This is a genomic window from Streptomyces kunmingensis (genome assembly GCF_039533535.1).
GTDB lineage: Bacteria > Actinomycetota > Actinomycetes > Streptomycetales > Streptomycetaceae > Streptomyces > Streptomyces kunmingensis.
Genome location: NZ_BAAATS010000018.1, coordinates 257,209 through 277,424 on the forward strand (window position 1 = coordinate 257,209; position 20,216 = coordinate 277,424).

Below are 20,216 nucleotides of genomic sequence, written 5' to 3' on the forward strand. Positions count from 1 at the left end.
CCACTGACAGCGCCGGTCCGTTCCGGCGCAGCGGAGGCGCACGTCACTCCACGACGTGATGGCCCTCGGGCTGCGCACTGCACGAGGCGCGAAAAGCGCAGTGCGTGCAGTGCTGTCCGGCGGCCGGGGCGAAGCGCTCGTCGAGGACCTTGCCCGCGGCGGTGGCGAGGAGGTCGCCGACCCATTCCCCTTCGAGGGGTTCCTGCGCCTGCACCTTGGGAAGCGTCTCGCCGCCGTCCTTCTTGGGAGCGCCCTGGCGCAGCTGCACCAGCTCGGCGCCGCCCGGGTGGGGGCGAGCCCCGTCGAAGGGTTCGTCCACGGCACCCTCGCGCACGGCGAGCTGGTACACGGCGAGCTGCGGATGGCGGGCCACGTCGGCCGCGCTGGGGGCCTGTTTCCCGGTCTTGAAGTCGACTACGTAGGCGCGTCCTTCGCTGTCGCGCTCGACGCGGTCCATGGAGCCGCGAATGCGTACTTCGTAGGAGCCTGCTTCGAGGGTCACGTCGAAGGCGTGCTCGCTGGCGACCGGGGTGCGGCCGGTGCGGTCCATGACGTGCCACTGAAGGAAGCGTTCGAGCGCCACGCGCGCGTGCTCCTTCTCCTGTGCCGACTTCCAGGGTGCGTCGAACGCGAGGGCGTCCCACACGGAGTCGAGGCGCTCCATGAGGACGGCGAGGTCGGCCGGGGTGCGCCCGGACGCGACCTCGTCCGCCAGGACGTGCACGACGTTGCCGAAGCCTTGGGCGGCGGTGGCGGGGGCGTCGGCCTTCACCTCGCGGCCCAGGAACCATTGCAGCGCACAGGTGTTGGCGAGTTGATCGAGGGCGCTGCCCGAGAGCACGACGGGCTTGTCGCGGTCGCGCAGCGGGACCTTGCTCTCGGTGGGCTCGTACATGCCCCACCAGCGATACGGGTGGGCGGACGGCACGAGCGGTCTGCCGTCGTCGTCGCTGAGCGCGGCGAGGCGCGCGAGACGACGGGCGGCGGCCTCTCTGAGGCTGTCGGAGACGCGCGGGTCGACCGTGGTGGCCCGCAGTTCCGCGACGAGGGCCGCCACGGCCAGCGGGCGACGCGGACGGCCGGTGACGTCCTTGGGCTCGATACCGAGCTCGGTCAGGAACCGGGACGGCTGGTCGCCGTCGTCCGCGGGCGCCTTCACCGCGGTGACGACGAGCCGCTCCCGCGCGCGCGTGGCCGCCACGTAGAACAGGCGTCGCTCCTCGGCCAACAGCGCGCCAGGAGTGAGCGGTTCGGCGAGACCGTCGCGCCCGATGCGGTCGGCTTCCAGGAGGGAGCCCCGTCGGCGCAGATCCGGCCACAAACCTTCCTGTACGCCCGCGACGACCACCAGCCGCCACTCCAGGCCCTTGGAGCGGTGGGCGGTCATCAGGCGTACGGCCTCGGGGCGTACCGCCCGTCCGGCGAGGGTGTCGGCGGCGATGTCCTGCGCGTCCAGCTCCTCCAGGAAGTTGCGGGCGCCACGGCCCCCGGTGCGCTCCTCCGCGCGGGAGGCGATGGCGAACAGGGCGCACACGGCGTCCAGGTCGCGGTCCGCGTTGCGACCTGCGGCGCCCCCGCGGCGGGCGGCGCGCTCCAGTCGCTGCGGCCACGGTGTGCCGTTCCACAGCTCCCAGAGGGCTTCCTCCGCGGTGCCTCCGTCGTCGAGCTTTTTGCGGGCTGTCGCGAGGAGGGCGCCGAGGCGCTGTGCACCGCGCGCGTACGCCGGATCGTGCAGGGCGAGGCGCTCGGGCTCGGCAAGAGCGCGGGCGAGCAGTTCGTCGGAGGGCGGCGGCAGATGGTTGCCCGCGGTGCGCTCCTCCTCGCGCAGGGCGCGTCCCAGGCGGCGTAGATCGGCGGCGTCCATGCCCGCCAAGGGCGAGCCCAGGAGCGTGAGGGCGGTCTCGATGTCGAACCGGAGTGCGCCCTCGGTACCGTCCTTTGCGGCCTCCGCGTCCTCTGTGTCCTGCTCGTCTCCCGTCTCTCCCTCCGGCGCCGGGTTCTGTGCGACCGCCTTCAATGCGGTGAGCAGCGGTGCGACAGCCGGCTCATGGCGCAGCGGCAGGTCGTCGCCGTCTATGTCCAACGGCACGCCGGCCGCCGTGAGGGCCCGGCGCACCGACGGGATGCTTCGGGCTCCCGCGCGCACCAGCACGGCCATGTCGCTCCACGGAACCCCGTCCTCCAGGTGGGCCCGGCGCAGGATGTCCGCGATGTTGTCGAGCTCGGTACCCGGCGTCGGATACGTGTAGACCTCGGCCCGGCCGCCGTCGCGTACGGGCGTCAGCGCGCGGTGGGCCCGCACCTTCTCGGCGGGCAGCCGGGTGAGCGGCATCCGCTGGGTGACGCGACGGGTCGCTTCCAGGAGGCCGCTTCCGGAGCGCCGGGACGTGGTGAGGACCTCGACCGGCGCGGGGGTGCCGCCTGTGCGCGGGAAGTCGTACGGGAAGTCCAGGATGCCGTTCACGTCGGCGCCGCGGAACGTGTAGATCGACTGGTCCGGGTCGCCGAACGCGACCAGGGTGCGACCGCCGCCCGCGAGCGCGTGCAACAGCCGGACCTGCGCCGGGTCGGTGTCCTGGTACTCGTCGACGAACACGGCGTCGTACTGCGCGGCCAGCTGATCGGCGACTTCCTGACGGCGAGCGAGGAGTACGGCGCGGTGCACGAGTTCCGCGTAGTCGAGGACGCCCTGCGTGTCGAGGACGTCCAGGTACTCGGCCAGGAACGTCGCGGCCGCACGCCAGTCGGGGCGACCGATGCGGCGCGCGAAGGCGTCCAGGGCGGCGGGCCCCAGGCCCAGCTCCCGGCTGCGGGCGAGGACCGCGCGCACCTCGTCGGCGAAACCCCTGGTGGTGAGGCAGGCACGCAGTTCGTCGGGCCAGCGCACGTGCGCGAGCCCGGCCTGCTCCAGGTCGATCTGGCCGGCGAGCAGCTCTCGTACGGCGACATCCTGCTCGGGTCCCGACAGAAGACGCAGGGGTTCCGCGAACAGGTCCGTGTCCTGGTGGGCACGGACGAGCGCGTAACAGAACGAGTGGAATGTGGTCGCTTGGGGCGCGCGTGCGGCTCCTATGCGCAGCGCCATGCGGTCGCGCAGTTCGACGGCGGCCTTGCGGCTGAACGTGAGCACAAGGATGCGCTCGGGTTCCGTGCCCTTGGCGATGCGCGCGGACACCGCTTCTACAAGGGTCGTGGTTTTCCCTGTGCCGGGTCCGGCCAGGACGAGCAGGGGCCCCCGGGTGTGGTCAACCACAGCACGCTGGCGTGCGTCCAGACGAGGGGGGGCCGTGGGCGCCGACGGGGTACGCACCAGCCGATACGCACCCGGGATCCCCTGTCGAACCTGATGGCGCGACGGGTGTCGGGGGGACGAAGAGGAGCTCACGTGGATCGCTGGTCCTGGTGGGTCTGCTGGTGCTCGAACTGCCGTCCGCGCGAAGCGGTGGCCCTGGGGTGAAGGAGGTGCCTGCCATCGACGGTGCCGTCGACGCTACGCCGTCGAGTGTGGCGGAAGCCGAGCTTCCGGCGCCTCCCTCCCCTCGCTCCTGGCGCAGGTGTGCCCAGTCTCACGAACGGACACAGCTGAGGCGAAGTGCCCCGAGCGCCCCTTTTCCCCCGTACGGGCCACCGGCACCCCGCCCGCCCGCAGGATGGTCGAAGCTGTCAATTGTGAGCTTCCGTACGCGCCCGGCCGTCCCATCTCGCCCGCTTCATGTCCAGGCGCGGCAGGTGGCCTCCGGAGGCGCGGGAGGCGTCGCGCAGCGGCGTGCTCTCCTCCCTGTAGTGACCGAGCGCCCGTTGTTCGTGGCCCGGGAGCAGCGCTCCGTCCGCGCGCACCACGCGCCACCACGGCACGGCGCCTCCGTAGAGCGCCATCACGCGCCCCACTTGCCGCGGCCCGCCCTGCTCCAGCCACTCGGCGACGTCCCCGTACGTCATGACCCGGCCGGCCGGGATCAGCTCGGCGACCTCGAGGACCCGCTCCGCGTACTCGGGCAGTTCACCTGCCGGCTCACTCTCCTCGCTCATCCGGCCCATCCTGCCTCACGGCACCGACAACTTGGAGGGACCTACAAGAGGCACTGTGCGCAGACATACAAGAAGGCGCTTGCCGATGACTTCACGTTCCTCGAATGCACCCTGATACCCCCCTATGACGATGGGACATGCCACCATCGTGCGGGCGGTGACTGGTGATACGAGATCAACAAGAGACGACGGAGCAGAGCGTGCACCCCGAAAAGGCGGAGGGCACCTCTGTGACACCGGCGCGCCCTGACGATGCGGCCGGGAAGGCCGACGAGGTGAAGCAGGAGCAGCCCCTGCACGACCCCGACCGCGTGGACGTGGACACGCACGCGGAGCGGGTCGACAGTGACGAACCGTTGCTCCCCGCGCGCGTGCATCGCCCTTCCGACCTGATGCGCCTCCTTGTGGGCGTGCTCGCGATCGCCGTCCTGCTGGGCATCGCCGCGTTCGCGCACGCCACGACCTCGGGCTTCGCCCAGGACATCAACAAGGGCACCGGGCAGGCTCCCGACCTGCTGACCAAGTTCGCGGGCCTCGCCTCGAGCATCGCCATCCTTCTCGTACCGGTCGCGTTCGCCATCGAGCGGCTCATCAAGCGCGACGGGCTGCGGATCGCCGACGGTGTGCTCGCTGCGGTCCTCGCGCACGGAGTGACACTCGCGACGGATCTCTGGGTCGCCAAGGCCGCGCCGCAGTCGATCCAGGACGCGCTCACCAAGGTGTCGCCGGGCGACATCCATGCGCTCACCGACCCGGTGCACGGCTACCTGGCGCCCGTCATCGCCTACATGACAGCCGTAGGCATGTCCCGGCGGCCACGATGGCGCGTGGTGCTGTGGGTGGTGCTGCTGCTCGACGCGTTCGCGATGCTGGTCACCGGCTACACCACGCCGTTCTCGATCATCCTGACGATCCTCCTCGGCTGGACCGTCGCCTACGGAACGCTGTATGCCGTCGGCTCGCCCAATGTGCGCCCTACAGGGCAGACGCTCCTCGCCGGCTTGCGGCACGTCGGCTTTCACCCGGTCAGCGCCTCCCGTGAGGAGGCCCACGAGGGCGCTACGGAGAACGGCGACAGGGGGCGGCGCTACTTTGTCACCCTGGAGGACGGCCCACCGCTGGACGTCACCGTCGTCGACCGGGAACAGCAGGCACAAGGCTTCTTCTACCGTGTGTGGCGCCGTCTGACGTTGCGGGGCATCACCCAGCGGCGCAGCCTCCAGTCGCTGCGCCAGGCGCTGGAGCAGGAGGCGCTGCTCGCCTACGCCGCGATCTCGGCCGGGGCGAACGCGCCGAAACTGATCGCCACTTCCGAGCTGGGTCCCGACGCCGTGATGCTCGTGTACGAGCACATCGGTGGCCGGTCCCTGGACTCGATGCCGGACGAGGAGATCACCGACGGCCTGCTGCGCGACACCTGGCACCAGGTACAGGCGTTGCAGTCCCGACGGATCGCGCACCGGCGCCTTGCCGGCGACGCGCTTCTGGTGGATCGTTCCGGCACGGTCATCCTCACAGACCTGCGCGGCGGCGAGATCGCCGCGGGCGACCTGGTCCTACGCATGGACATCGCGCAGATGCTCACCACGCTGGGCCTGCGCGTGGGTGCCGAGCGGTCCGTCGCCTCCGCCGTCGGCGTCCTCGGCCCCGACACCGTCGCCGACTGTCTGCCGCTGTTGCAGCCCATCGCGCTCACACGCACCACCAGAGCGACGCTGCGCAGACTCGGGCGGGAGCGCGCCCAGCGCGAGCGTGAGGCGGTCCTGGAGGCGTCCGGCAAGGCCAAAGAGGCACGTCTGGAACAGACCGTCGAGGTCGACGGCGACGGCAAGAAGTCCGTACGCGCCGAGAAGAAGTCCGAGAAGGCCGAGCGGCAGGCCGAAAAGCGCGCCATAGACGTCGCTCTCGACGAGGCGCGTGAGGAGGATCTGCTCACCCAGATCCGCCATCAGGTGCTCCGCATCCGGCCGCAGGCACCCGTCGAACCGGCCCGTCTGGAGCGCATCCGACCCCGCACGCTGATCAGTTTCATCGCGGGCGCGATCGGCGCGTACTTCCTTCTGTCGCAGCTCACGCACATCGACTTCGGCGCGATCGTCGGCGAGGCCGAGTGGGGCTGGGTCGGCCTGGCGGTGGTGTTCTCCGCGCTCAGCTACGTAGCGGCGGCGATGAGCCTGCTGGGCTTCGTGCCCGAACGTGTGCCCTTCGTGCGGGCCGTCGCGGCCCAGGTCGCCGGGTCGTTCGTGAAGATCGTGGCTCCCGCGGCGGTCGGCGGCGTAGCGCTCAACACGCGCTTCTTGCAGCGTTCGGGGGTACGCCCAGGGCTCGCGGTCGCCAGTGTCGGTGCATCACAGCTGTTCGGTATGGGCAGCCACATTCTGCTGCTGCTGACCTTCGGCTACCTGACCGGGACCGAGAAGACGCCGTCCTTGTCACCGTCCCGTACCGTCATCGCGGGCCTGCTGACGGTCGCCGTGCTGGTCCTTGTCGTGACATCGATCCCCTTCCTGAGGAAGTTCGTCGTCACGCGCGTGCGGTCGCTGTTCGCCGGCGTCGTCCCGCGCATGCTCGATGTGCTCCAACGGCCGCGGAAGCTGCTCACCGGTATCGGCGGCATGCTGCTGCTGACCGCCTGTTTCGTGATGTGCCTCGACGCCTCCATCCGCGCTTTCGGTGACGAGGCGACGAGCCTGAGTCTGGCCAGCGTCGCGGTGGTCTTCCTGGCGGGCAACGCGCTCGGCTCCGCCGCGCCGACGCCCGGCGGCGTCGGCGCGGTCGAGGCGACGCTGACGGTGGGCCTGATCGCGGTCGGTCTTCCCAAGGAAGTGGCCGCTCCGGCGGTGCTGCTGTACCGACTGCTGACCTTGTGGCTGCCTGTGCTGCCCGGATGGCTGTTCTTCAACCACCTCACGCGCAAGGGCGCTTTGTAACCGCGGCCAGCGACCTCACCCGCACAGCCCGCAGCCCGAGCGCACCCCGCGGTGCCGCCGCAGGATGGACGCATGCCCAATCCGCCCCGGCCCCGTGCCGCTGCCCTGGCCATCGCCGTCGCTCTGCTGTCCGCCTCCCTTGCGGGCTGCGGCGGGTCCGAGGACTCCGTGGATCTGCCGTCGCAGCCGCTGAGCTGGAAGGACTGCCCCGCACCGGCGGAGTCGGAGGGCGGCGGAGACGCCCCCTCCCCGTTGCCCGGAGGCGCCGAGTGGCAGTGCGCCACCATGAAGGCGCCCCTCGACTGGGACGACCCCAAGGGCAGCACGATCGGCATCGCGCTGATCCGCGCGAAGGCCAGCGGGAACAAGGACCGGCGTATCGGCTCGCTCATCTTCAACTTCGGTGGCCCGGGCGGCTCGGGCGTCACCAGCCTGCCGGCGTTCGGTGCCGACTACGCGCGCCTGCGCGCCCGCTACGACCTGGTCAGCTTCGATCCGCGCGGGGTGGGCCGCAGCGCCGGCGTCGAATGCGAGGACGACGAGCAGCTCGACGAGTACTTCCAGCAGGACTCGACGCCGGACGACACGGCGGAACGAACGAAGCTCGTCGACAACATCAAGTCCTTCAACAGGGCATGCGAGAAGCGCTCCGGCAAGACCCTCCCCCACCTGCGCACCACCGACGCGGCCCGTGACATGGACCTGATGCGCCAGGTCCTCGGCGACGACAGACTGCACTACTTCGGCATCTCGTACGGCACCGAACTCGGCGGCGTCTACGCCCACTTGTTCCCCAAGAAAGTAGGCCGCGCGGTGTTCGACGGCGTCGTCGACCCCACGCAGGGCCCGGAGCAGAGCTCGCTCGGCCAGGCCGAAGGGTTCCAGCTCGCCCTCGACAACTACGCGAAGGACTGCACCTCCAAAGCCGGGGACTGCCCGGTCGGTGACTCTCCCCAAGAGGTCAAGGAGAAGATCGCCAAGCTGCTCGACGAGCTGGACGAGAAACCGATCCCGGGGATCTTCCCGCGCGATCTGACACAGACCGCAGCGACCAACGGCATCGCCCAGTCCCTGTACTCGCAGGACTTCTGGGAGTACCTCACCGAGGGCCTGCAACAGGCCTACGACGGCGACGGCAAGATCCTCATGCTGCTCTCCGACTCGATGAACGGGCGCAACGAGGACGGCAAGTACAGCAACATCCAGGCCGCCAACGTCTCCATCAACTGCGCCGACGACAACTCCCGGTACACGGCGAAGGACGTCGAGGCGAAGCTGCCAGAGTTCCGCGCCGCGTCCTCGTTGTTCGGCGACTACCTGGCCTGGGGCATGCTCGGCTGCACCGGCTGGGCCGTCGACGGCGCCGCCGACCACCCGGACGTCGGCGCGACGGGTTCCGCCCCGATCCTCGTCGTCGGCAACACCGGCGACCCGGCCACCCCGTTCGAGGGCGCGCGGAAGATGGCCGGAGCCCTCGGCGACGGCGTGGGCGTCGAGTTGACGTACAAGGGCCAGGGGCACGGCGCGTACGACAGCGGTAACGCGTGTGTGCACAGCGCTGTGGACGGCTATCTCCTCGACGGGACGGTCCCGAAAGAGGGAACGGTCTGTTCGTGATCGCGGAGTTGTCCACAGGCCGAAGCGGATGCCGGCGGCGCCTCCTACGATGGCCTGACCGCTTCTCGAACGGGGGCGGTTGAGGGGGGAGGTGCCCGTGGCACCAAAGGATTCGCGTGCCCGTGCAGGCGCACGCACACATGCCGGAACAGGGGCCCGCAGCCTGACGCTCGCGGCCGCCGTCGTCCTGACGGCCGGTCTCGTCACGAGCTGCAGCGACTCGGGTGAGGGCAGCGGGGGCGATGCGAAACCGTCGTCGGACGGCGCCTCGCGTTCCGCCGCCCCGGCCAAGCCGCGCGCGGCCACGCTGCCTCCGCTCCCCTCCTCGCTCACGGCCCAGCGCCTCGACTGGGGCCGCTGCGGAGCGACCGACAGCTCACCCGCGCCCGGTTCCGACTGGCAGTGCGCGACGCTCAAGGTCCCGCTCGATTACGCGAAGCCGGACGGGCCGACCGTCGGCCTCGCCCTCGTCCGCGCCAAGGCCAGGGGCGGCAAGGACGACCGGCTCGGCTCCTTGCTGTTCAACTTCGGCGGCCCGGGCGGCTCCGGCGTCGATCTGATGCCGGCCTTTGCCCCGCAGTACGCGAAGTTGCGCGAGCGCTACGACCTGGTGAGCTTCGACCCTCGGGGCGTCGCGGGGAGCCAGGGTGTGCGGTGCCGTAGCGACAAGGCCATCCAGTCCGCCGAATCCGTCGACCCCACACCCGACACGGCAGCCGAGGAAACAGCCTTCCTCAAGGACGCAGCCGATTTCGGCAAGGGCTGCCAGAAGGCAGGTGAGCTGCTCGGTCATGTGTCGACCGTCGAGGCGGCCCGCGATCTGGACCTGATGCGGCAGACCCTCGGGGACGACGAGTTGCACTACATGGGCGTCTCGTACGGAACCGAACTCGGCGGGATCTACGCCCACTTGTTCCCCGACAAGGTCGGCAGGCTCGTCATGGACGCGGTCGTCGACCCGACCGCGGGGCGGGTCGGGCAGGCCGAGAATCAGGCACGCGGATTCCAGCGCGCCCTGGACAACTACTTCAGGTCCCGCGGCAAGGACCCCAAGGAGGGCTCGAAGGAGGTCGTGGCGCTGCTGAAGCGGCTCGACGCAAGGCCGCTGCCCGCAGGGGGCGGCCGCGAGCTGAACGAGTCGCTCGCGACCACGGGTATCGCGGTCACCCTGTACAGCGAGAACAGTTGGCCCGCCCTCACGCGAGGTTTGCAGGACGCGGAGAACGGCGACGGCACAGCGCTGCTGGCACTCGCCGACGCCTACAACGACCGTGCCGAGAGCGGGCACTACGGCACCTCGAGTCACTCGCAGCGCGCGATCTCCTGCCTCGACGACAAGGCACGGCCGACCGCGGCGCAGGCGAAGGCGCGGCTGGTTGATTTCCGTAAGATCTCGCCCGTCTTCGGGCAGTACATGGGCTGGGACACCGCGGGCTGGTGCCACGACTGGCCCGAGCCGGGGCAGTGGGACGACCCGGAGGTGAGCGCGCCGACGGCGGCGCCGATCCTCGTCGTCGGCAACACCGGCGATCCTGCGACTCCCTATGAGGGCGCCCGGCGCATGGCCGACGAGCTGGGCAAGGGCGTCGGCGTCGAGCTGACCTGGAAAGGCGAAGGACATGGGGCCTACGCGGCCGGCAGTTCCTGCGTCGACTCGACGGTGAACGCGTACCTGCTGGAGGGTCGAATACCGCGCGACGGCAAGGTGTGCTCCTGACCGCGCCCATGTCGTTCCGCGCGATACGGGGCCCCGACATGCCGGACGGGCCCCGCGCGCAGTGCGCGAGGCCCGTCCGGGTGGGTCACTGTCGAGCGGAGGCTCAGTAGACCGGCTTGTCGGGCTCGATCTGGTTCACCCAGCCGATGACGCCGCCGCCCACGTGCACGGCGTCCGCGAAGCCCGCGGACTTCAGCACAGCGAGGACTTCCGCACTGCGGACACCCGTCTTGCAATGCAAGACGATCTTCTTGTCCTGCGGGAGCCCCGACAGAGCGGTGCCCATGAGGAACTCGTTCTTGGGGATCAGCTTGGCGCCCGGGATGGAGACGATCTCGTACTCGTTCGGCTCGCGGACATCGATGATCTCGATGCTCTCACCGTCGTCGATCCACTCCTTGAGCTGCTTGGGAGTGATCGTCGCACCGGCCGCGGCTTCCTGCGCCTCGTCGGACACGACGCCGCAGAAGGCTTCGTAGTCGATGAGCTCGGTGACGGTCGGGTTCTCGCCGCAGACCGCGCAGTTGGGGTCCTTGCGGACCTTGACCTGGCGGTACTGCATCTCCAGGGCGTCGTAGATCATGAGGCGGCCGACCAGCGGGTCGCCGACGCCGGCCAGGACCTTGATCGCCTCGGTGACCTGGATGGAGCCGATGGACGCGCACAGCACGCCCAGGACGCCGCCCTCGGCGCAGGAGGGGACCATGCCGGGGGGCGGGGGCTCCGGGTACAGGCAGCGGTAGCACGGACCGTGCTCGGACCAGAAGACCGAGGCCTGGCCGTCGAAGCGGTAGATCGAACCCCACACGTACGGCTTGTTGAGCAGCACGCACGCGTCGTTGACGAGGTAACGCGTCGCGAAGTTGTCCGTGCCGTCGACGATCAGGTCGTACTGGCTGAAGATGTCCATCACGTTCTCGGCTTCGAGCCGCTCTTCGTGGAGGATCACGTTCACGTACGGGTTGATGCCGAGGACGGAGTCCTTCGCGGACGCCGCCTTGGACCGGCCGATGTCGGCCTGGCTGTGGATGATCTGGCGCTGCAGGTTCGACTCGTCGACCTCGTCGAACTCCACGATGCCGAGCGTGCCCACGCCGGCCGCGGCCAGGTACATCAGGGCCGGCGATCCGAGGCCGCCGGCGCCCACACAGAGCACCTTGGCGTTCTTCAGCCGCTTCTGCCCGTCCATCCCGACATCCGGGATGATCAGGTGGCGGGAGTACCTGCGGACCTCGTCTACGGTGAGCTCAGCAGCTGGCTCGACCAGGGGTGGCAGCGACACGGGGACTCCGTTGGTCGGTATCTACGTACGGTTGTTCTGTCTGCAACACTGCCACGCCCCCCTTCATTCCGAGACACCCGGTCCGATACGCGAGACGATTTCGTCCCAGTAGCCGGGCATCGATTCCCAGGGGTCCGTCGCGCCGTCGCGGTCCGTGTGATCCGTGAAGTAGATCGTGCCCGCGCCCTGCCAGCGCGCGATGCGCAGCGCCTCGTCGAGATGGCCGCGGGGCATGCCGTGGACGAAGTGACAGAACCGCTCGGGCGGATAGTCGGCCGTCCACTCCGCGACCTGGGACCAGCGGTAGTCGCTCCAGGGCCCGGAGAACGTCACCAACTGATCGGCCGTCTCGGCGAAACCGGGGTACGGGTGCGTGCCGTGGCCGAGCACGATGTACGCGTCGTCGATGAGGGCGCGCAGCGTCATGACGGTGCGCCGGACCTCGGGAAGCGCGGCTCGCTCGGTGGGACAGCGGTCGAGGCTGAACCCGTCGACCTGGTACCAGTCGAGAAAGCGATGGGCGTCCGAGACGAGCTCCCCGAAGGAGCGGGCGCCGTAGGTCATGTCGACGTGACCAAGGACACGCACGCCCGCGTTGCGCAGTCGGCCCGCCGCCTCCAGGCAGTGCGGGTCGGGGCGGGCACCCGGGCCGTCGGCGACGTTCAGGACGACCCAGTGCAGAGGGGCTTGAGGGCGGGTCAGTTCGGCCCACTCCGCGGGGGCCACGAGGGGGTGCGCGAAACCGGGGATACCGAAGCCGAGGCGTACGTCGGTGCTCGACAGGCCGGTCGCGGTAGGAGTCAGATACGGCATGCCGCCTCCATCCAGATGTCGGCGAGGGACTCTTCGAGGTTGATGCGGGGACGCCAGCCGAGCCGGTCGCGGGCCGTGCGCACATCGGCCTGCTGCCAGCTTCCGCAGCCGTCGGGGTACGGATACGCGGCGGCCACCGGACCCCCCTGCATCACGTGGTCGGATTCGGAGCGGGGGTGGCCGACGGATTGCCGGAGCGCGATCGGCGGCGCGTCGAGTTCGTGGAGGGCGCCGCCGAATCCGGCGACCCGCGCGAGCACGGCGGCGGCGTCGCGCAAGCGCACGGCGCGCCCCGAGCCGATGTTGATGACGCCCTGCGCGGCGGAGAGCGACGCGGCGTGCACGGCGCGCGCCACATCGCGTACGTCGATGAAGTCGCGCTGCGCGCCGAGGCCGCCGAGCTTCAACTCGCCGTCGCCGGCCTGCATCGCGCGGCGCATCGCCTCGGCGAGCCGGCCGAGCGGGGATCCGGCGGGGGTGGCGGGGCCGGCCGGCGAGAAGACGCGCAGGACGACGGCGTCGAGGCCGGAGCCGAGGACGAGTTCGGTGGCGGCGAGTTTGCTGACGCCGTACGGGCCGCCGGGCCGGGGCATCGCGTCCTCGGCGGTGGACGAGCCGGGCTGCGACGGGCCGTACTCGGCACCGCAGCCGATCTGTACGAGGCGGGCCCCGCAGCCGCTGCGGCGCAGGGCCTCGCAGATGGTGGCGACGGCGACGGTGTTGTGCCGGGTGAGGTCGCGGGCGCCGCCGCGGGTGGCTCCGGCGCAGTTGATGACCACTCCGGGGTGGACGGCGTCCAGGAAGCGGGTGAGCGCGCCCGGGCTGCCGGTGGCCAGGTCGAAGCGGACGTCGGCGTCGTCGCCCCGGCCGAGCGCGGTGAGCTGCACGGCCGGGTCTGCCAGGAGTCGGTCGGCGACGAAGCGGCCGAGGTACCCGTTGGCTCCGATCAGCAGAACCCTCATCGGGCACCTCCCGGGGTTCGCGCTGCGCGTCGTGCGCGCGAACCGTCGATGTCGCGCTGCCCGTGAGGTCCGGAGTATCCGGCATATCCGGCGCCTCCGGGTGGAGGGGTGGTCATCTGGCGTTCTCCTTAGGGGTGTTGCCGTGGATCGTCGGGTGGGCCCGCGGTGTCGGCCCCGCGGGAGAGGGGTGTGCCTGGTCATGCGGCAGTTGTTGCGGCGCGCCGGGCGACGTGATCAGCGGTGTGCTCGGCAGCGTGCTCGGCGGGAGGCCTGGCGGTGGTTATGGCGCACCCCCTGTCGCGCTCGTGGCGCGGGCGTGGGCGGAGGCTCGGGCGAGCGTGCGGGTGGCGTGGACGAGCAGCGCCAGGGCCGCGGCACCGCAGGCGGCGCCCGGTACGACGCCCACGCCCAGGGCGTCGACAGCTGCCTCGACGGGCGTGCCCAGGGCGTCGCAGCCCGGGAGCCGCGCGGCGAAGACGGAGGCGACGGCCAGGGCCTGGACGGCGGCGGCAGCGCCGAGCACGACAGCGGGGGCATGCGTACGGCCGTGCACGGTGAGGAGGCGCGCGAGGAGCAGCAGAACGCCCAGGGCTCCGGCTCCTGCGTAGTCCACGCTCTGGTCGAGCAGCGCTCCGGACAGGCCGAGCAGCGCGGCGAGGGCGAGGGCGAAGAGGGCAACGCTGCCGAGGAGCAACGGCCGTGCGGAGGCGGTGAACTCGGCGAGTCCGCGGCTGGTGGTGAGTCGGCGGCGGGCCGCGGACGTGTAGAGCCGGGTGCACGCGTGCGCGGGGGCCACGGCGACGGCGAGCGCGAGGAGCGGTGCGGTCGCCGGGGCCCAGGCCTCGTCGGGTCCGCCGGCCAGGGCGGCGTTCAGCAGGCCGTCGCCGAGCAGGGAGTAGGCGAGGAGCCATCCTGCCCACAGGCGGGTCGTCGGGGCGGGCGCTCCGTCCCTGACGCGCAGCGGCCCGTGCCGCAAGGTCGTACGCAGGGCGGCGGCCCCGGCCAGCGCACCACCGACGCCGATGGCCCACCGCGTGGTGCCGGTGGTGACGTCCATGGCGAGCAGGGTCAGTGCGCAGACGGCGCCCGGCAGCAGCGCGAGCACGGCCCACGCGCCGCGCACGCCGGTGGTGGGGGCAGGGACGGGAGCGGAGGTGGTGTCGATCGGCGCGTTCTGTTCGCCGTCGCTGGGTACGCGTGCGTACATCTCCTCGGCGAGCGAGAACACGTCCTTGTGGCGGAAGCGGGCCGCGGTCCGGTCGGTGACGCCGTGGGCCTCGAGTCCGGCGGCGATCTCCAGGGGGTCGACAGCGCGCTCGCACAGTTCGCGGTGCCGGTGCATGAGGGCTTTGACGGGGTCGGCGCCCGAGCGGCGCTGCGGCGCGCGGGAGTGGGGCAGGCGCTCTTCCGGAAGGGCGTGCGGCTTCTTACGCGTCACTTGCGGGGCGCCGAGAGCACCGTCCGGTTCACGCGACGACTCGGGGGTGGCCGGGTCGGCAAGTGGTTCAGGCGCCGACGCGGGGTTGTCTTGTGCCTGCTGGCTGCCCGCGCTCCGCTCCGGCGTCGGGCTCCGATCCGGCTCGGCGTCGTCGTTCCCCTCCGACCGAGCGCCCGGGTCCAGTCCAGTACTCCCGCCTGTCGGCACCGCAGCCTCGACGGCACGGTCCTCGTCCCGGCGTTCCGCACCGGCACCCGTACCGCCGGCCTCCTCGGAACCGGCACCAGCACCACCGGCCCCCTCGAAGCCAACACCGACACCCGCCCCCGCACCGGCACCGCTTTTTGCCGCCTTCCACGCATGCGGAGCCCGCAGCAGCTCGCCGCCGAGACGGCCGAAGTCACCCAGATCGCCGAGAGCGCCGAACTTGCTGAGATCGGGCCGCTCATCGGTCGGCGAACCCTCCAGCGCCTGCGCCGATCCGGCTCCCCAGGCCCCGGCGCTCACCGGCACGCGCGGCACGTCGACTCCGATACCGCTGCCGGTCTCGCGCCCCGCACCCTCATGCCCGCTCATACGTCACCCTCCCCGCCGCCCTGCGCCACCCCGGCCAACTGCTCCCGCTCACCGCCGACGCGAGCGCCGGCACCGGCACCGGCACCAGCACCAGCGCGGGCACCCGCGCCCGCATCGAGATGCGCAGCCGCGTCGTCGCCCGTACCGGAGACGTCGAACGCCCAGCTCGGTGTCCCCGCCCCTCTGGACCGGCCGGCGAGCCAGGAGCCGCCGAGGCCGCCGGTGGTCGAGGCCGTCCAGCGGCCCGGGACGTGGGCCTCGAGGGGGTGGCCGAAGGGCAACGGCTCTCCCGCGTCGTCCACGGCGTCCCGGCGTACCGGGCAGTGAGAGACGATCTCCAGGTAAATGCTGTGAAATGCCGCGATGTTCTGTTCGACGGTGAACAGCTCGAGAGCGCGCGCCCTGGCTGCCGCGCCCAGCCGTTCCCGGCGCCCGGAGTCGCGCAGCAGCGCCACGCAGGCCTCGGCGAGTGCCCGGGGGTTGCGCGGCGGCACGACGAGGCCGGTTCCGCCGATGACCTCGACGACGGCGCCGACGTCGGTCGACACCGTGGCACGTCCGCAGAACATGGCCTCGACGAGGCTGATCGGGAAGCCTTCGACGACGCTGGACAGGACGACGACGCCGCCCGAACCGTAGACCTCGGCGAGGTCGGGTGCTTCGGGGCCGCCGAGTTCTTCGAAGGAGACGGGGTTCTCGCCGACGGCGTGGATCCCCTCGGCCTCGTCGGGGAAGAGCTGCGCGGCCAGGGCCTTGCAGTGCCCGAGGTACGTTTCGGCCTCGCGGTCCGTGGGGCAACCCTGCTCGGCCCCGTCCGGCATCGCCCCGACGATGCGCAGCCGCGCGTTCGGCTCCTCGCGGCGGATCTCCGCGAACGCGTGGAGCAGGGAGATGAGGTCCTTGGAGGGGTCGACGCGTCCGACCCAGACGAGGGTGTCGGGCTCTCCCGGCTCCTCGCGCTCCCCGACCTCTGCGAAGCGGGCGGCCTCCATGCCGGGGTGGACGGTGCGCAGTTTGGCGCGGTCGGCGCCGCACCGTTCCTGCCAGCGCCGGGCGTGCGCGTTTCCCGGGGTGATCACGGTCGCCTGCCGGTAGACCTCCGCGGCGAGCAGTCCGTGGAACGCGGCGAGGAGCGCGCGCACCGGCGCACTGAGTTCGGCGTCGCCTGCGGCGAGGTAGCGGGCCCTGAGCTGTACTCCGTACTCGGTGACGAGCAGGGGGACGCCGAAGAACCGCTTGGCGACCAGGCCGGGCAGGGCCGCCGCCCCGCCCGTCGTCGCATGGCACAGGTCGACGGAGCCGAGCCCGCCACGCCCGCGCCCGCCCGCGTGCCTGTTCTCGCCCCCGTGCCTGCTCTCCCCGCCGTCGGCATCCTCGTACCAGTCGAGGGAGAGGGGGCGCAGGGCGCGCTCCACATGCCCGGCGACGGCGAGCAGGTCGGGCACGCGGGCCGCGCGGGCGGCGCGCAGAGCACCCGGCGCACGACAGGCGCGCTCCAGGATGCGCACGGCTGCCTCGGAGCGAAGAGCGCCCCCCAAGGCGCCCTCGTCGCGGGCGAGCTCGGCGAGCCCGTACAACGCGTTGGCGAAACGGTCCGCCTCACCACCCGAGCCGCCCGAGCCGCTCGTACCACCCGTACCGCCCCCGCAACTCACACCGCCCGAGCCGCTCGCGCCACCCCCGCTACTCCCGCCGCTCCCGCTACTCCCACCGCTCCCGCTACTCCCGCCGCTCGCACCACTCACACCGCTCGCACCGCTCGGTTCGCTGCCGGGGCCACGAACGACCGCAGTCGCCAGTTCCTCGTACAGCGCGGCGAATCGGCGCCGGGCGCGGCGCCCGAGTCCGCCGCCGCGTGCGCCGTCCTCGCTCCCCGCACTCCCTGCGCCCCCCGCCCAGAGGAGCGCGGTCCGCACCTGACCGACCTGCGGGGGGAGTTCGAGCCGGCCGGCCGCTTCCTGCTCACGGCTGCGACTGAGCGCGTAGATATCGAATTCGTGCTGCTCGAGGCCGCGCACAAGCCGGTCGCACCAGAGTCTGGCCTCACCGCTCACATACGGATAACCACCCTCGGTCAACAGTGCGATGCGCACGAGTACACCCCCGATCTCCCATGTGGGGAGCCGCCGTTGACCCGGCGGCTCACAGCGGGACGAACGTATGCGGACATGCCGGTGGCGCGATGGACGGTTGTCCATCGCGCCACCAAAAGGGGTGAACGGTCGTAACTTTCGCGTGCGCGTGACGTTCTGTCGCGCTAAGAGGCCGGGCCGCTACAGAAAGCTACGGAGCGTCAACCCTTGGGAAAGACCCAGGGGTTGGGCTTGCAAGTGATTCCCTCGAAGCTCAGGAACTTGGTCTGCTGCTGCATGACCGGCGCCAGCGCGCCGTTCTGCGAACAGGTGACGTGGTTGTAGCCGAGTCGGTGGCCGACCTCGTGGTTGATGAGCATCTGCCGGTACGGGTAGATGGACTCGCCGTGGAGCACGTCGTCGTACGTCTTCGAACCCTGTGCCCACCGATAGGCGTTGATCATGACGCGCGGGGTGGCGGCGGAGTCGCACGACACGTTGTCCTCGGTCGTGTCGAGTCCCGACTTGGCGCACCAGGTGGCCGTGGTCCCGGGGCTGGCGAGCGTGATCACGAATTTCGGCTCGCCCGAGGAGATCCGCTCGAAGGTGCGGGCGCCGTCATGGGCCCAGCTCCGATTGTCGTTCAGGGTCTTCTGCACCGCCTGCGCGAACAGCGAGCCGTCGAGCCCGAGCCCTTTCTCCACGTCGATGCGGTAGCGGATCTTCTCCCCGTGCCCCGGAGCCTTGTCGAAGCCGGGGATCGCCTCGAAGTCCCCCGAGCCCTTCAGGTTCGTGCCCAGCGGGTACTTCTTGCTCATCTTCTGCGCGTACGTCGCCGGGGCGGCCTGGGCCGTCCTCGACGGGGTGGCACGGTCGTCCGAGCGCGAGGCCGAGCCGTCGTGGACCCGGCCCCCTTCCGCGGCCTGCGCACGCGCATCGTCGGCGGCGCCCGCATCCCTGTCGGTGACCTGCCCGGCGACGACCACGGCGAGCACGGTGGTGACGGCCGCGGCGGCGATACCGGTGTAGGTGAGCCCCTTGCCCCGCTTCTCGCGACCGCCGTCCGGCCCGGCCGGGTCCGCCTCCGAAGGCGAAGGCGCGTCGGCGGCCGCGGGCGCCTCGTCGTCCCAGTCGGTCACCGCGGCATAAGGATCAGTGGCTCCGCGCGGATCGGTGGCGCCGCGAGGCCCTGTGTCGGCGTAAGGATCTGTGGCGACCCGCGGATCCCTGGCGGTGCGCCGCTCCCCGTCCTGATCCCGGGAAACACCCTTGTCGAACGCGTCGACGTACTCCTGCCGGGGTCTCGGGCGCGGCACCAGCGGAGGTCCGGCGGGGGCCGTGAATCCGCGCCCGGCGTCCTCTCGGCCACCGGCTCCGCCCCAGCCGCCGCCCGTCTCCCGCTGCTCGGGGTGCCCACCGCGGACATGCGGTGCCCCGGATCCCGCGCGCGGGCGGTCGGCGGTGGGAGCCTCGGCGGACTCCCTACGCCGGCGGCCGGTGCCGGGGTGTGCCTGACCGGGCACGGTGGGCGCTACGGATACTTCCGGTATGTCAGCGGTATCGCCGTTGTCTGCCGGTCCTCGGCGGCTGTGCCGTCCCACTGGCCGCCTCAGCTCCCCTGCTCGTCACTGCGCTTGCCGTCACTGCTCTTGCTGTTACTGCTCTTGCTATCACTGCTCTTGCTATCACTGCGCTTACTGTCTCTACTCTTGGTGCCGCTGCTCGTGGTACCTCTGCCGGTGATCGCGGGCGGCGATTCAAGATCGCGCTGCCCGTTGAACGCCTCGGTGTCGGCGACAAGTTCCCGGAACGCCGCGGCGACTCTCTCCGGATACTCCATCATCGCGACGTGCCCCGCGTCCGGCAGCGTGAGGAGGCGCGAGTCCCGGAAGGTGCGCGCCGCGCGCGCCGCCATCCGGTACGAGACCAGCAGGTCGCGCCCCCCGTAGATGAGCAGCGTCGGCGCGAGCACCCGCTCGGCCTGACGCCACAGCCCGTGCTGGCCGCCGAGTGTGTACGCGTTCACCACTCCGCGCGCGGAGCGGGCCATCGCGTCCCAGAAGTAAGGGAGCTGAAGCCGGCGCTCCATTTCTTCCACGGCGGCCTGAAAGCCTTCGGGCGTGACCCGCCCCGGGTCGCCGTAGCAGAGGGCCGTGACGCCGCGCACGCGCTGCTCCGGCGTCCATCCCTTGGTGAGGCGTGTGAAGAGCGCGGCGATTCCGGGCACGCCGAGCAGTCCGGTCGGCAGTGCGGTGCGCTGCACCCGGATCTCCGGCAGGGCCGGCGACACCAGCGTCAGTGTCCGTACGAGGTCGGGACGGACGGCGGCGACGCGCGTGGCGACGGCGCCGCCCAGCGAGTTCCCGAAGAGATGGACGGGGCCGCGGCCGGACGCGTCGAGGAAACGGATGACAGCGCGCGCGTGCCCCGTCACCGAGTAGTCGCCGTCGTCCGGTGGCGGGGAGTCCCCAAAGCCGGGCAGGTCGACTGCCTCGCCGTCCAAGCCGTCCTCGAGCAACGCCATGAGCGCCGACCAGTTCTGCGAGGAGCCGCCCAGTCCGTGCACGTACAGCGCGGGCGGCAGCCCTTCGCGCGTGCCCGGCCGGGACCGGACGGACAGCGTGAGTCCGGGCAGACCGACCGAGCGGAGCCGCTCCCCCTCCGCGACCTTGACGGTGCCCGGCTTGGGTACCGCGGCGGCGATGGCGGGAGGCACACGCGGCGAATCGGTCGAAGACATGCGGCATATGTTACGAGACGATCACGCACTGGATCGTGTG

12 protein-coding genes are annotated in these 20,216 nt (G+C 71.3%); 3 read left to right on the top strand and 9 right to left on the bottom strand.

Annotated elements, in window-relative coordinates:
* Positions 1–43 precede the first annotated feature (43 nt).
* On the bottom strand, positions 44–3,385 hold the full coding sequence (locus ABD366_RS22810; RefSeq protein WP_324771162.1) for an ATP-dependent helicase: 3,342 nt from the start codon (positions 3,383–3,385) through the stop codon (positions 44–46).
* 278 nt (positions 3,386–3,663) lie between these two features.
* Positions 3,664–4,029, bottom strand: a complete 366-nt coding sequence (locus ABD366_RS22815) for an MGMT family protein (protein ID WP_324771161.1) — start codon at positions 4,027–4,029, stop codon at positions 3,664–3,666.
* 200 nt (positions 4,030–4,229) lie between these two features.
* Here ABD366_RS22815 and ABD366_RS22820 point away from each other — a divergent pair, with 200 nt between their 5' ends.
* The 3 genes from ABD366_RS22820 (at position 4,230) to ABD366_RS22830 (ending at position 10,293) form a co-directional block, all read left to right on the top strand.
* Positions 4,230–6,959, top strand: a complete 2,730-nt coding sequence (locus ABD366_RS22820; RefSeq protein ID WP_411293770.1) for a lysylphosphatidylglycerol synthase transmembrane domain-containing protein — start codon at positions 4,230–4,232, stop codon at positions 6,957–6,959.
* Positions 6,960–7,031: 72 nt separating this feature from the next.
* Positions 7,032–8,576: an alpha/beta hydrolase gene (locus ABD366_RS22825; RefSeq protein ID WP_324771159.1), complete on the top strand. Its 1,545-nt coding sequence runs from the start codon at positions 7,032–7,034 to the stop codon at positions 8,574–8,576.
* 163 nt (positions 8,577–8,739) lie between these two features.
* A complete protein-coding gene (locus tag ABD366_RS22830) occupies positions 8,740–10,293 on the top strand; it encodes an alpha/beta hydrolase (protein ID WP_324771199.1) in 1,554 nt (517 codons plus the stop codon).
* A 103-nt stretch (positions 10,294–10,396) separates the two neighbouring features.
* Here ABD366_RS22830 and moeZ read toward each other — a convergent pair whose 3' ends face one another.
* The 7 genes from moeZ to ABD366_RS22865 form a co-directional block, all read right to left on the bottom strand.
* Positions 10,397–11,575, bottom strand: a complete 1,179-nt coding sequence (gene moeZ, locus ABD366_RS22835) for an adenylyltransferase/sulfurtransferase MoeZ (RefSeq protein ID WP_324771158.1) — start codon at positions 11,573–11,575, stop codon at positions 10,397–10,399.
* A gap of 63 nt (positions 11,576–11,638) precedes the next feature.
* On the bottom strand, positions 11,639–12,388 hold the full coding sequence (locus tag ABD366_RS22840; protein ID WP_324771156.1) for a spherulation-specific family 4 protein: 750 nt from the start codon (positions 12,386–12,388) through the stop codon (positions 11,639–11,641).
* Complete coding sequence (locus ABD366_RS22845; protein WP_324771155.1) at positions 12,376–13,350, bottom strand: NAD-dependent epimerase/dehydratase family protein; 975 nt, start codon at positions 13,348–13,350, stop codon at positions 12,376–12,378. The genes ABD366_RS22840 and ABD366_RS22845 overlap by 13 nt, the downstream gene beginning before the upstream one ends.
* A gap of 280 nt (positions 13,351–13,630) precedes the next feature.
* Positions 13,631–15,364 carry a hypothetical protein gene (locus ABD366_RS22850; RefSeq protein WP_324771154.1) on the bottom strand — a complete coding sequence of 578 codons (1,734 nt, stop codon included), beginning with the start codon at positions 15,362–15,364 and terminating at the stop codon, positions 13,631–13,633.
* On the bottom strand, positions 15,361–17,457 hold the full coding sequence (locus ABD366_RS22855) for a DUF3492 domain-containing protein (protein WP_324771153.1): 2,097 nt from the start codon (positions 17,455–17,457) through the stop codon (positions 15,361–15,363). The genes ABD366_RS22850 and ABD366_RS22855 overlap by 4 nt, the downstream gene beginning before the upstream one ends.
* Before the next feature lie 200 nt (positions 17,458–17,657).
* Positions 17,658–19,037: a DUF3152 domain-containing protein gene (locus ABD366_RS22860; RefSeq protein ID WP_411293768.1), complete on the bottom strand. Its 1,380-nt coding sequence runs from the start codon at positions 19,035–19,037 to the stop codon at positions 17,658–17,660.
* 8 nt (positions 19,038–19,045) lie between these two features.
* On the bottom strand, positions 19,046–20,176 hold the full coding sequence (locus tag ABD366_RS22865; RefSeq protein WP_324771152.1) for an alpha/beta fold hydrolase: 1,131 nt from the start codon (positions 20,174–20,176) through the stop codon (positions 19,046–19,048).
* Between the last annotated feature and the right edge of the window lie 40 nt (positions 20,177–20,216).